The organism is Flavobacterium odoriferum, from assembly GCF_025499515.1.
GTDB lineage: Bacteria > Bacteroidota > Bacteroidia > Flavobacteriales > Flavobacteriaceae > Flavobacterium > Flavobacterium odoriferum.
The window spans coordinates 1-12,927 of record NZ_JAMKFA010000018.1 but is presented as its reverse complement, the minus strand read 5'-3'; the positions used below and the strand labels follow the sequence as shown (position 1 = coordinate 12,927).

10 protein-coding genes are annotated in these 12,927 nt (G+C 29.8%); 5 read left to right on the top strand and 5 right to left on the bottom strand.

The window, feature by feature from the left end:
• Window positions 1–52 precede the first annotated feature (52 nt).
• The 5 genes from M9Q43_RS12180 (at window position 53) to M9Q43_RS12160 (ending at window position 9,851) form a co-directional block, all read left to right on the top strand.
• Window positions 53–874 (top strand): type IV toxin-antitoxin system AbiEi family antitoxin domain-containing protein, encoded by an 822-nt coding sequence (locus M9Q43_RS12180; RefSeq protein ID WP_262319163.1) that lies wholly within the window; start codon window positions 53–55, stop codon window positions 872–874.
• Window positions 871–1,674 carry a nucleotidyl transferase AbiEii/AbiGii toxin family protein gene (locus M9Q43_RS12175; protein ID WP_262319162.1) on the top strand — a complete coding sequence of 268 codons (804 nt, stop codon included), beginning with the start codon at window positions 871–873 and terminating at the stop codon, window positions 1,672–1,674. The genes M9Q43_RS12180 and M9Q43_RS12175 overlap by 4 nt, the downstream gene beginning before the upstream one ends.
• A 66-nt stretch (window positions 1,675–1,740) precedes the next feature.
• Complete coding sequence (locus M9Q43_RS12170) at window positions 1,741–7,086, top strand: NACHT domain-containing protein (RefSeq protein ID WP_262319161.1); 5,346 nt, start codon at window positions 1,741–1,743, stop codon at window positions 7,084–7,086.
• A 66-nt stretch (window positions 7,087–7,152) separates the two neighbouring features.
• Window positions 7,153–7,968, top strand: a complete 816-nt coding sequence (locus M9Q43_RS12165; protein ID WP_262319160.1) for a HEPN domain-containing protein — start codon at window positions 7,153–7,155, stop codon at window positions 7,966–7,968.
• A gap of 1,460 nt (window positions 7,969–9,428) precedes the next feature.
• Entirely contained in the window at window positions 9,429–9,851 is a 423-nt protein-coding gene (locus M9Q43_RS12160) for a DUF6943 family protein (protein WP_026726275.1), read from the top strand.
• Window positions 9,852–9,919: 68 nt separating this feature from the next.
• Here M9Q43_RS12160 and M9Q43_RS12155 read toward each other — a convergent pair whose 3' ends face one another.
• The 5 genes from M9Q43_RS12155 to M9Q43_RS12135 all read right to left on the bottom strand — a co-directional run bounded on the left by M9Q43_RS12155 (window position 9,920) and on the right by M9Q43_RS12135 (window position 12,784).
• The gene (locus M9Q43_RS12155; protein ID WP_162833738.1) at window positions 9,920–10,096 is read right to left on the bottom strand and encodes a hypothetical protein; all 177 of its coding nucleotides are present in this window, start codon (window positions 10,094–10,096) and stop codon (window positions 9,920–9,922) included.
• Window positions 10,083–10,298 (bottom strand): hypothetical protein, encoded by a 216-nt coding sequence (locus tag M9Q43_RS12150; protein WP_262319159.1) that lies wholly within the window; start codon window positions 10,296–10,298, stop codon window positions 10,083–10,085. Before M9Q43_RS12150 ends, M9Q43_RS12155 begins: the two co-directional genes overlap by 14 nt.
• An 11-nt stretch (window positions 10,299–10,309) precedes the next feature.
• Window positions 10,310–10,705: a DUF5675 family protein gene (locus M9Q43_RS12145; protein ID WP_262319158.1), complete on the bottom strand. Its 396-nt coding sequence runs from the start codon at window positions 10,703–10,705 to the stop codon at window positions 10,310–10,312.
• Window positions 10,705–11,463: a hypothetical protein gene (locus tag M9Q43_RS12140; RefSeq protein WP_262319157.1), complete on the bottom strand. Its 759-nt coding sequence runs from the start codon at window positions 11,461–11,463 to the stop codon at window positions 10,705–10,707. Before M9Q43_RS12140 ends, M9Q43_RS12145 begins: the two co-directional genes overlap by 1 nt.
• An 826-nt stretch (window positions 11,464–12,289) precedes the next feature.
• Window positions 12,290–12,784, bottom strand: a complete 495-nt coding sequence (locus M9Q43_RS12135; RefSeq protein ID WP_262319156.1) for a thermonuclease family protein — start codon at window positions 12,782–12,784, stop codon at window positions 12,290–12,292.
• Window positions 12,785–12,927 lie beyond the last annotated feature (143 nt).

Sequence of the window (12,927 nt, the reverse complement as noted above, 5' to 3'; positions counted from 1 at the left end):
CTATAATTATATTTTGTATCATTGTAGTCAGGTTAATCCTGACAATAAGACTATGAAGCATAAATACATCTCAACACAGTCAAACGAACTTTTATCATACTTCAATGATAAAGGGAAAGTGTGTTTTGATTCTAAAACAGCTTTAAAAGCGTTTCCTGATGCCAAAGAAAGCACCGTTAGAGAATTATTAAGCGACATGACCAAAAGAGGCTTACTAATGCGAATTAAAGACGGTGTTTACTACATTATCCCTTATGAAGAAAATCCGGAAACCTTTATGCCCGATTGGCATCTTATAGTAAAGCATTTGGTAAAAGAGGCTAAACATTATATCGGTTATTACTCGGCCTTGCAAATTCACAATCTAATAACACAACCATCATTAAAAGAACAAATTGTGGTGGCAAAACAAATCAGACCTTCTGAAATAAAAATCAAAGACATCACATTTCAATTTATCTATCATAACGAAAGTCACTTTTTTGGAGAAAAGAAAACATGGATTGATAATTTCAATAAAGTAAGCTGTTCAGATATAGAAAAAACAATAATAGATTGCCTTTTCAAACCGGATTACGCAGGAGGAATTGTAGAGGTAGCAAGAGCTATATACAGCACAAAAGAGAAATTAGATTATAAGAAGCTTTTAGAATACACCATAAAATTCGATTCTCAGGCAGTAATAAAAAGACTAGGGTATATTTTAGAACTCTTTGAAATAGAAACAGAAATAATCAAAGAACTACAAAAACTAAAAACCGCTTCTTATGTAGTTTTAGATACCGAATTACCTAAGACTGGTAAAAGAAATAGCCGTTGGAGTATTCAACAAAATTTAGACATAGAAACCATTAAATCAGCCATGTTCACATGATCAAACCGGGCGAAATACAAAAGAAAGCCAACCAAGTTGGTGTTCGCGACCAACAAATCGAAAAAGATTACATTTTATCCTGGATACTTTGGGGTTTAGCAAATCACGAACAACTTTCAAAAATATTGGTATTCAAAGGAGGAACCGTATTAAAGAAAGTATATTTTGAAGACTATCGATTCTCAGAAGATTTAGATTTTACATTGTTGAATAATGAAATAACAAACGAACAAATTTTTGATTGGTTCAAAGAAACTTTCGAAGAAATAAAGGAAGAATCCAATATTCCATTAGAAATAATTGATGATAACGAGCATGAAGATGGAGGCATCAATTTTTATATAGGTTATATTGGTCCACTGGGTGGCTCTGGTAACAACAAAAAAGTAAAAGTAGACATATCAAGAAGCGAAAAGTTAGAGTTTGAACCAATAATGAGAAACGCTATTGTAGATTATTCAGATTTAGAGGATTATAAACTAGTATGCTATCCTTTGGAAGAACTATTAGTCGAAAAATTACGCTGCACCATGCAACGCACACAACCAAGAGACTACTATGACATTTGGTATTTAGTAGAAATAGAAAAAATGGAGGTAGAATATTTCACTAATGAGTTCCGAAACAAATGCACGAGTAAAGAATTAAAACCCGAAGATTTTCATGCCAAACTAGAACAAAAATTACCACAATACAAAGCACGTTGGAAAAAATCAATGAACGACCAAATCAAAGATTTACCCGATTTTGAACAAGTGGAAAGAGAAGTGAACAGAAAGATTAAAAATTTTATGGCTTAGCAAAAAATCCAAACAGAAAACAGGAGTTTTTAGTATCGTGTAAAAGTCATAATTAATTTTATTTCAATGGATATAAACAGAGACGCATCAGATAAACATAAGGGTATTAAACTTCAAAAGCTAAGGGCTATTAAATTAGCTTTTGATACTATTATTGCAAATCCAAAGGCACAATTCCATATTGCTATAGAGAGTGATGGGGATGTGTTTATATACAGTGATAATCGAAAATATATAGAAGAAAATAAAAATTATGAGTCAAAGAATTTTTCTTTTTTTAGTCATCAAATATTAAATACACTAGTATACTTTTTAGATTATTGGCTAAAGGATACAGTAAAAAAAAGTCCTAATGTTATTTTTAGCTTCTACTCAACAAATAGTATTTCTAAAGAATATAGCACTGAAAAAGTTAAAAATCTAAACATAGAATTACCCGAGAAACCTATTCTTGAATTGTTAAATAATAAACAATGGAATTTAGAAAACAATCTTATTACTATATGTAAAAAAGCAATTTTAGAAGAATACGAAAATCAATATAAAGGAAAGAAAAATAACTACTCAACATTAGAAGCATTATCTAATGATGAGTGGGAATCTTTTTTTAGTCAAGTTATTTGGAACTTTGATATGCCCGCAAATGATGATTTGACAAATGAAGTAATGACTTTAATAAGAAATTATGCTACTATTAAAAAAATAAATATTGATAGCAAAGAAGCTTTCATACTTGCGATGTTAAGACAAATACTAGAAGATAAGCAAGATGAAGGAGATACTGCAAATCGCTATTTAACTGATGAATCACTTGAATTAATTTTTCACCAAATAGCCAATCAACCTATTAATAAAGGTATCTATAAATATGTGGATTTCGATTATGACATATTTATGCAAAACATTACAAATTTTACCTCTGGTTTTTTAAAAGAAAAATATTTCTCGGTTAATAATAAAAAAAATCTTCCGAAATTTTTAAATAGGAAGGTAAAAAAACATAATTCTGAAATTAAAATACAAACTTCACATCTTCAAGAAACTAAACCTGAAAATTTAATTAAGAACATTATTGTAGGTGATATTGATGGTTTTATAAATAGTCAACAACCTGTTTTTCTTTTTGGTGAAATTGGTAGCGGAAAGAGTTCTATAATAGCACAGTATGTACTTAATAGAAATAGTACCGACAGCTTGTGCATAATGATTCCAGTCAATTTTATAAAAGGAAAAATAACATCTGACTTTATATCATTATTCGATTGTATAAATCACTTTATAAATTCTAACATATTGATTCAAGATTCTTTCTTCAACTTTGAATTTATAATAAATAATAGAGCAATCACTATTGTTTTTGATGGTCTAGACGAGTTAAACAAACAAGAAGCGAGATATGTTGTAAGACATTTAGAGAAGTTAAGCAAAGATTATTCAGATGTAACTATAATTGGCACAGGAAGACCAATAGAACTCCAATCAGTAATTAATTTTAATGACTGGAACTGCTTAACTACAATAGACTTAACTGAAAACGAAGTGCTAGAAATACTCAAAAATGAAGCTATTGTAGCCAATGTTCCCCCTAAAAATGTCCTAAATGATGCTGTAAAAAGACTAGATTTTTTAAAAAGTAGAAATGAATTATCATTATTAGCTAAAACCCCTTTGGTAGTATGTCTACTTAGGGATTTTTTGATTGAAGGAGTGGAAGAAGAAACTTTAGGCACTCTGATGTATAAAATTTTACTAAAAAGGCTAGAATGGGATGAAATTGATTTAAAAACAAACTATTTAAATTTTTTCAATGAGTTTCCAACTGCTATTCAACGTGAAGAGATAATTGCAATAATTGCCGAAAGGATTTTTTTATCTCAAACCAAACAATTAAAAGATGTTCAACTTACACAGATAATTATTGACTGTTTAAAAAATATTACAAACAAAAATAAAATCATTCCGGAAACAGTTTTATTTTACAAAAATTTGTTTTTGCAATTAAATGGTAATTCTTATAGCTTTATATCACAACCTTTATTAGAAATAGCTTATAGTCTCAAATTAGCTGAAAACATAAAGAATCAGGCTTTTTCTATTGAATTGAATGATGATAATTGGCGAGCTTTTTCTTTTGCTATTGCAATAAACCGTTTGAAAGGATATATGACAGAATCATTTAATTCAGTTTCTAATTCCTTAAAAAAATTACTGATTTATGAAGATAATATACCTATAGCTGCAATTATTGTTTCTGAATCCAAAAATCCAGAATTCGCAAAACTTTTTATTACTGAAATTTCGAAACTTGAATTTAGACCATTAAAAACTTGGACTGAAGGAGGGATATTTGGTGGGCCAGACACTTATTCTCCATATGCCATTGCAGAATCTATACATTTAGCTAGTAATTCTGGCTTCAATTGGTATTTTGAAGAATATCTAAATCCAATACGTCCAATACACACTAGTGAGGAATCTCAAATAAAAGCTATTTTAGGAAGCTACTTTTTTATCAATAATTTTTCATTAGATGAATCCCAAAAAAGTAAATTAATTAACATTGTTGATTATCACCTCGCTGCACGAACTAATAGTTGTAGTTATTTCATTCCACTCCTTGCTTTAATGACTCCTGAAAAGTTTGATTTAAAAACAAGGTGTATAATGTTGTCTCAGTTGCTACATCATAGATTATATAATTCTAAATGTAAAGAGCTTCTTTTTCTTGAAATTAAAAATGGTCATAAAAATATAGTTCTTGATGCTTTAGAAATAGTAATTTCAAATCAAGAAGAAAGTAAAGAAGAAACACTTCTATTTTGGTTAAACAATATTGTAATTTCTAATGAGATTAATAAAACAATTGTAAACAAAATCATTAAAAATATTTCAAATGGTAAATATAAATTATATGATGAATTAATTTTAAAACTCCCTGAAAATGATCTTATAGCTTATCTCAGATATTGTGTTTTAAATAATAATGATATTTCAGATAGTGCCGCTATTTTACTTTATTCAAAATTTAATGAAAGAGATTTTTATTTAATTACAAGACCTTTACTTTCAAAAACTCAGTTTTATGATATAAAACATAACGATAGGAAAAAGATTTTAGATGATTTAATTTTAAATAACTCCTCAATATCTTTAAATTTCTTTCTAAAATTTATTCCTAAAAGAAAAAACAATAAAGATGAAATACAAGAAACCTATATTTATTATTTTAATAAATTATTAAAAAATGTAGATGAAATACATAAACAAGAATTTTTATATGTCGTTAGTAAATTACCTGAATATCCAATATTAAGTAGATATTCTGAAATTAGAAATAGTTACAAAGAGCTAATAAGTTCCAAACCACAATATTTTGATTTTCTAAAAGAGTCAACTCAACATTTAGATCTTCGCTTGCGTTTTAATGCAAATTCAATTCTGCTTGCCTGTTTTCCGGAAAATGCAAAAAAAGAATTAGAAAATATTATTTTTTCAGCATCTAGTCGAATATTTGACCGCGATGAATGGTTTCGTTTTTGCGTGAAGTTAAATTATAGTGATGATGTTTTAAATTATTTAAAATCTATTCTTCCTCAATTACCTCCATTATCAAGACATTATACATTGTTTATACTTTATAATCATAATATTAATTTATCTGAAGATTTTTTAATTGAATTAATTGAAGGATTAACTGGTGATGGTTATTTTTTTGATTTAGGAGATCCTTTTAAACCTCAAAATGATATAAAGAAAGTTGCTAAACAGAAAGAGTTTTTCCCGAAGCTAATAAACATTTTAAATGGTAATGATATTGATCAAGCAATGAGGGCAGCTGGTATGTTGGTAGATTATCACTATGATAATTTATCTCTTTTTGAACAAGGAAAAGCCTATGTTTTTATTTGTGAATCGTGGGAAAGAAATCTCTATACTTTTGATAAGTACAAAAAAGAGCTTTTTAATAAAGAGGATTTTTTAAAAGGTTTTGACATCGCTAATAATATTATAAAAAATGAGTTTGGTAAGGTCTCTCTCTTAAAATTATATAAAGATACAATAATTGATAATCAAGATTTTTGGTTAGACTTTATAAAGAAACTTATTTACGACGATAAATTTTCAGATAATCACAAAATAGAATTATTCTATAGATGGTTAATTACTTTAAAGAAGAAAACACCAAATTACACTTCAAAAGCAGGTGCTGCTGCGAAGGAATTATTGTCTTATCCTGCAATTAAAGATGATCACAAATTTAAAAGCCTTTATCCTTATTTTTATTTAATCGCAGATGAATTTGATACATTAGACAAAAATGAAATTGAAGATATATTGCTTAATTATGAATGTAGTGATGAAATAGCAGCTTCATTTTTAAGCAAGTTAGGTTTTATTCCTAATGATTTTCGTCCAGATTATTTTTTGAGCTCACATATAAAAATATTTTCAGCAAATAAGACAAAAAGTGTTTCTAAAAAGGATAAAACTGAAATTGAAAAAATATTTTTTGATACAGAAAATATCCCAAAAAATATTATCGAATATATTGAATCTATAATTTTATTTAATATCTATACTAATGAAGAATTAACATTAATTGAACAAAAAGGGAATATCGCTTGTTTTATTGTTTCTGTAGTTCGTTTTTGTAGAAATGAAAATCTAAGTTTTAAGACTATTTTGAATGCAATTAATGAAATTGGCTGGCCTTATTATAGAAATGTCTTATCTCAATCATTTAGAGAATCATTATTCATTATTAAAGAAAAATTATTAGACTCTAAAGAATCGTTGGACCTTTATATACTTGAACTAAAAAGTGACATAGAAAACAAAAAGAAAATGATAGCCAATCATGTTGTTGATAATTTTAAGGAACTCTTTGAACTAGAAGCAACGATTGAATTTGAATATTTGAATGTTTTGTTTGATGAATTAATAAATAGACCATATTCATTTAACCTAAATTTGATGAATAATATTTTTTATTTCATAACCGCCAAATTAAAGGAAGAAGATATAGAACCACTATCAATTGAAATAAAAAAATACATAAATATACTAACCAGTAATTATTCCCTTAAAGGTATAAATGATGAAGTAATTCCATTATTATGGATGTTTTCTTTAATTTCATTTTATTTAGACAAACAAGAGCAGGAATACTCTTCATTAGGTTTTTTAAAAGGTCTGGAATCTATATTTATTATTAATACAGAAAGAAACTACAACATTAATGAAGATAAAAAAATTGTAATGAAAGGCAGAGATTTAATGTTGTATAGTAATATCATTTATGAAAAAATTCCATCTAAAATTTTTCAACAAGTAATTAATAACGGTGCATTGACAGGAACCCCAGAAATAAAGGCAATATGTATTATGCTTAAAGGATTTATTAAAGTTTGATTTATACTTGACGTCAAGATAAAAATGAACTACAATCTTTAAAATATTTCGATAATACATTTTCTAATGAATAAAGATTACATTCAAACATGGATTGATTTAGCAATTGAGGATTTAGAAGTTTCAAAAATTCTTTTTGAAAATGAAAAGTTCTCTAATTCTTTCTACCATTTTCAGCAAGCTTCTGAAAAAGGGCTGAAAGCTTATGCTTTTATGATTAAAACATATACGTCAGAAAAAGATGCTAATAACACAGGACATTTTACTCTTAAAGTTTTTATTGATTCAGCTAACGAAAGACAAAAAGAAATTGCTTTTTTAAAGGATTATGAATTTGAAAAATTGATAGGTTCTGAAAATTTAGATGATTACTCAAATAATTTAGAAAGTGGTCTAAATTCATTACCAAAAAGAAAGGAAATTTATGAATATTCAAATGAAATCTTAGAAGAGATTTTAAATATTATTAAAGAATTAAGTAAATTTAATTTTGAGTTTCCAAGTGATTTTAAAAAGCATCTTATTGAGAAGATGGATTTATTTTTTAATTTAGTTTACAAATCGAATCCAGAAAAAGTAGAAGAAGCTAGAAAAGATTTTAAAGATTTTATAAAAGATGAAAATCAACTAAATGATTTGATAGAAAGTACAAAGCAGCACTTTATAAACACAATGACTGAACACTTTCACGTCTTAATTCTTTATTATTCGAATTTGATTTCACACAACCATAACAATTTAGCTAGATACCCTGAAATTGACTTTAATCCATTAAATTATTATAAATCGGACCGTCCAATAATTAGAAAACTCCCTAAATATATTGAATATTTAAAAAACACACTATACCAATTAAAAAAATGGAATGATCAAATAAGTTAAATGAAATTATCTCATTCAGACTGCACAAAAACCGTCTTTAGTCCAAGTATTCCTAAAGCCGGTTCTTTGTTTGCTTCATTTCGCTAATTTCATTTTTAATTACAAGAGTATTTTTTTGTTTAGTGGTAGAATGAAGTTTTAGTTTCCAGTTGCCACTCCTTCCCAACGCTCAAAAAAGTTTTTGTATGCCAGAAGTTTATCCCTCCGATAGATAAATAGTGCATGGCAACAAAAACTTTTCCCAAAGCTTAGTTACATAATGTGGCATTATAGGGCAATAAAGAAAAGAGTGCTCCAAAACAAGATGGTGCATTGCCCTATAATAACATTATGTAAAAAAGCCGCTCACCCCACGCTCAAAAGCCCCGCTCCAGCCACACATTTTTGGCAGCTTTCCTCGCACCACCCAGCTACCAAAAACACGTGGCTTCGCGGGTCTTACTTCGTGTTTTCATAAGAACGTTTCTGCTTAAAAAGAAATTTATCACTTCGTAGGAAATTCATCAATTGTTTTTATCAGCTGTGTGTTTAAAGCGGTAGTGTTTGCATTATCTTTTGAAGGTGCTTCCCATCTCCGCAACAACTGAACACTAAAATCTGAATACTGAACACTTTCAAACACCCTCAAAAGATAAAATTGCCCAGCAATAGTATGTTTTTTTGATTTGTCAGAACATGAAGTAGCAATTGCTTTCCGGTTGCTGATGCTTTAAGAGCTTCTAAGAAAAATACATAAAACTTCAAGTCTTTCAATTTAAACATAAGTCAAGCATCAGCACCCAAAAAAGCAATCAGAAAGTGAGTGCAAACAAATCAAAAAACCATACACTTGCTTTCGCTACTGCCAACGCACTCGGTAGTATTTGCATTGTTTTTTTGAGGTGTTTCCCATCTCCGAAACAACTAAACACTAATTTCTGCATACTGAGCACTTCCAGGCACCACAAAAAATCAAACAGTGCAGCAAGAGTTTCAAATTTCGGTTCTGGATAAAAAGCATTTTAATCGATTTTGGTTTTTTCATCCAGCCCCAAAATTTGAAACCCTTGCAAGACGACCCGTCTCCGAAACAAAAAAAATCCGACTTCCAAAGAAAAATCCTGCTCCGAAAGCAAAAAAATAAAATAAAAAAAAGAGAGCAAAGGTAAGTTCCGGGTTTACAAAAAAGCAAGTTCAAGCCCTGCGGGTTTTTTAAAAAATCTCCACCACCCATACGTTTTCAAAACGACTTTTCTATCAAGCAACAAATTCCGTCTTCCAAAGGACGAATTAGGGTGGTAGTATTTTTTAAAAAAAACTTGCTTTTTTGAAACCCTCCACTAGACGAATGGCTTTCTTTTTTTTCTTTTTTTCTTTTGAAAAATTTTAATGGGCGAAGCGTAGTGAAGCGTATTGAAGCAATCCAGTATTTCAGATGAAAATAAGAGCAAAAGAGAAGCTAATATTTAAAATCGGAAGCCATGTTAAACTATATTATTAAAACCCATCAGAAAGGAACGTTTTACCCACAACCACATCTATTTATTCTAAACAAAGGGTTAAATAGTGGAAAACCTCAAAAAGAACCATTTACAAACAGCTTTGTTATTATCTTTAAAAATGATGAAGATTTAGAAAATGTATATTTCATTGCTTATAGTCTATGGAAAACAAAGTTTTGGCATCAATATTTAGTAGGTTCAGTAATTCCATTTTTAAGGTTACCTGATTTCAAAAAAGAATTTTTCCCAAAATCTAAAGCATTAATGGCAGAACATGAAGAGCATGTAAAACACGTTGAAGCTTTGAAAATTTTAGAACAAAAAGAAAATCAATTTCATCAAAACATCAATCTAATTAACGATATGCGTAGGGTAATTTTATACCGCTATTGCAATAAATAAATAAAGCCTGGTCTTACGACTAGGCTTCATTTTATTTAACCCAAAGGTCACCACAACTAGGGCTAAACTTATTTTTTGTGCTTCCTGTTAAGGCTTTTAAGCAGTAACGAAATTGTAAAACTAACAATTGCTCCAACGGTAGCTAAGATAACCGTTTTGGCAATATCTTCAGATTGAATATTCGGAACAATACTTAAAAATGTGCCTCCAGCTGTACCCATTAAAGTATGGTTATTCGCTGTCATTCGTTGTGGTCAACTGACTTGCAGCTGTCAAAACTCCACCAGCTACTGCAACATATCCACCAATAGTAATAACAATTGTGGGCAAAGCAACTGGAGCAGCCAAAATAGTTCCACCAACAGCAGCCAAAGTCAAACCAACAGTTCGAAGCACTTTAAAAAACTTTGGTATAGGAGCACTCGCTCGTTCTACAATTTTATTCATAATCGTAATTTCTAGGATTGAACAATTAATTCGACACTTTCTTTCTTATCCAATGCTTGATAAATAATCCTTTTAAGCTTTTCAAAAGCTATTCGAGACATCAAACCAAGTCCAGGACCAGAAAGTTTTGTAACAGGAGCAATACAGCCTTGCAATTCCTTTTTAGCATTGTTAGCAGGATGAAAAAGAATAAATTTTCTATTTGGAACATCCATCACTTCCAAATGCCATTTGTATTTGGCACTGTATCGCTTTCTAATAAAATATTTCCCCTCAGGAATGCAGGAAACCTTCGTTTCGTTCATCTTCCATGGCAATTCAATTGTGTTACAAATCAATTTGCCTTCGCATTCGAGTTTACCATTGGTTCCTTCAGGGAAATAAGTTCTAGTTAACCAAATAACCATTACACACCACTATCAACCATAGCAATAGACAATGGATTAAAAGCACCATTTTTCAATGGGTACATTTGTCCATTTATCTCTTGATAGAACTCAAGTCCCAATGCCAAAAACAATGGTTTTGTTGAGTTAGCAGTAACCGCATTTGTTTGACTGATAACTGCAGTAGCGGCTCCATCCCAAGGCAAAATTGCAGTTTCAGAAGTAGTCACCACAAAAGTTTCAGCTTCAAAGTCTACTTCAGCACCTCCAGAGATGATTTTAAAATGCGTAGTGCCACTTGGTGCAGCAATCATATTCGCAGGAATAAATGATGCTAAATCCACTTTAATTTCACCCGCTACACGGTCAATCGTTCCCACAAACGGAGCAAACAAACTAGTTCCAAGCTTACCACGAATATTGAATTCAAAACCAAATAACAATTCAGCTTCACCATCAATCACATTTCGTAAACCTCTTTCACTCACTTGATCAGCTTGGATAACTTTTACCATTCTTTGGGTAAGTCTGCTTACCATTCTGCTATCCGCAGAATTCAATAACAACGGTCTAAAAGCTGTTCTCAAAAGCTTTCCGGCTTTACCAGCTCTACCAAACTCAGAACCATTCTCACGAGTTCTTTGAAACGCAGGATCACTCGCAATTCTACTAGCGTCAATTCCACCTTTTTCTCTGGCCAAGTGTCCATCTTGCGTTTTATAAAAGGTAATATCTCCGATAGTACCTTTCAATTTAATTATGCCTTTCTGTCTAGCCATAACTTAAAAATTTTATTAAACATTCAGTTAAAATCTCCTTCATTCTTTCCATCAGTTGCAACTATTCTTGAATGATTTAAAGCAAATTTGAAACAAGATTATATACAAAAGGAAAGGATTGTCATTTTATGACACATATGTCCAAAATCGACACAAAAGACATCAGAACAAGTTCATTAATCGTTTCTGAACCAGTTCAAAGAATGATTAATTTTATGGCTTCAAATGTTTAATTCAGATAGGTTTTAGGTAACTCAAAGCCTAGTCAAAGGCATAGATAAAGTATGAAAATTGAAAAAAAGAGGTTGTGTATCTACCCAAAGGACATACAACGCATTACAGGAAAGAGTTATAGACAAAGTGCAAGATTATTGCAAAAGATAAGAAGTGACCTGAATAAGCTTGAAAATGAGTTTGTATCAGTTGAGGAGTTCTGTAACTATACTAGCTTAAAGATTGAACAAGTAGAACCTTTAATTATCGGATGAGGTTTTTAAAAAAAGTATCAATTATTAAACTTCATTCTACATACTTTTTACTTCAATAACCAGTTCAATAAATGAACAATAATTTCAGTAATTTACTTTGTTTAATCATCTAATTTTCATAGATTTGTACTATAAGATTTCGAAAAATTTGCACGTCATTTATAGATGCAAAAGCGAGACCCTAGGAAATTAAAAGATATTAAAATCAACAATATCAATCGGTTAGAAATGGATGACAAATCCCTCTTTCTCCGCAGGATTAAAACCCTAACGATTGATTATCAATCAGTTAGGGTTTTTTATTTCTAGTCCTAGCCCACATTTAGTCCACAATCAATTTAAAATCTATTTACCAAAGAATACAAGCCTTTTAAGCTGTTTTTAGCTTGTAAATTCCATTCTTGATACAATGGAAGCATTTCACAAAAAACATCGTTATATGGCTTTGCATAGCCTTCTTTTATCATAATTTCGTTCAAAACTCTACCATCATTTAAAATAAGATAGCCTAAATGTCTTCCGTATTTATCAACTAAATTATTTTGCTCCTGTACTAATGTGCAATAATCACCCAAATTAACTTGATCTTTTAAAAAGTTAAATGATAAATAACCTAATTTGATTAATAGTGCAGCTGGAACTTGCAACTCTTTTTCATCTTGTTTTATCTTATTACAATAATTTATTTCGGGTGCATCTATACCCAAAAATCTAACTTCAAATTCCTTTTTTGAAATAATATCTTCTAAAATAATTCCATCACCATCAACAAACTTTACAATTTTCAGAAGGTTTTTTTTAATCGTGGTTTCTTTTGCGTTAAAATGCATCATTCTACTTTATTTAATACGTTGTAAATCAGTACTTTATATCGTAAATTTAAATGAAATTTTTCACAAAACATAATATTTTTTTTTAAGCTTATGGCTAGACAAAAAGGACATGTTAAATATGTCGGGACGTTAGGAGAAGTTCG

What these genes read in the sequence shown, in the direction of transcription:
- M9Q43_RS12175 (WP_262319162.1), top strand. Translation starts at nt 871, where the DNA reads ATGATCAAACCGGGCGAAATACAAAAGAAAGCCAACCAAGTTGGTGTT.
- M9Q43_RS12140 (WP_262319157.1), bottom strand. Translation starts at nt 11,463, where the DNA reads ATGGCTAGACAGAAAGGCATAATTAAATTGAAAGGTACTATCGGAGAT.
- M9Q43_RS12135 (WP_262319156.1), bottom strand. Translation starts at nt 12,784, where the DNA reads ATGATGCATTTTAACGCAAAAGAAACCACGATTAAAAAAAACCTTCTG.
- M9Q43_RS12160 (WP_026726275.1), top strand. Translation starts at nt 9,429, where the DNA reads ATGTTAAACTATATTATTAAAACCCATCAGAAAGGAACGTTTTACCCA.
- M9Q43_RS12145 (WP_262319158.1), bottom strand. Translation starts at nt 10,705, where the DNA reads ATGGTTATTTGGTTAACTAGAACTTATTTCCCTGAAGGAACCAATGGT.
- M9Q43_RS12150 (WP_262319159.1), bottom strand. Translation starts at nt 10,298, where the DNA reads ATGAATAAAATTGTAGAACGAGCGAGTGCTCCTATACCAAAGTTTTTT.
- M9Q43_RS12170 (WP_262319161.1), top strand. Translation starts at nt 1,741, where the DNA reads ATGGATATAAACAGAGACGCATCAGATAAACATAAGGGTATTAAACTT.
- M9Q43_RS12180 (WP_262319163.1), top strand. Translation starts at nt 53, where the DNA reads ATGAAGCATAAATACATCTCAACACAGTCAAACGAACTTTTATCATAC.
- M9Q43_RS12155 (WP_162833738.1), bottom strand. Translation starts at nt 10,096, where the DNA reads ATGACAGCGAATAACCATACTTTAATGGGTACAGCTGGAGGCACATTT.
- M9Q43_RS12165 (WP_262319160.1), top strand. Translation starts at nt 7,153, where the DNA reads ATGAATAAAGATTACATTCAAACATGGATTGATTTAGCAATTGAGGAT.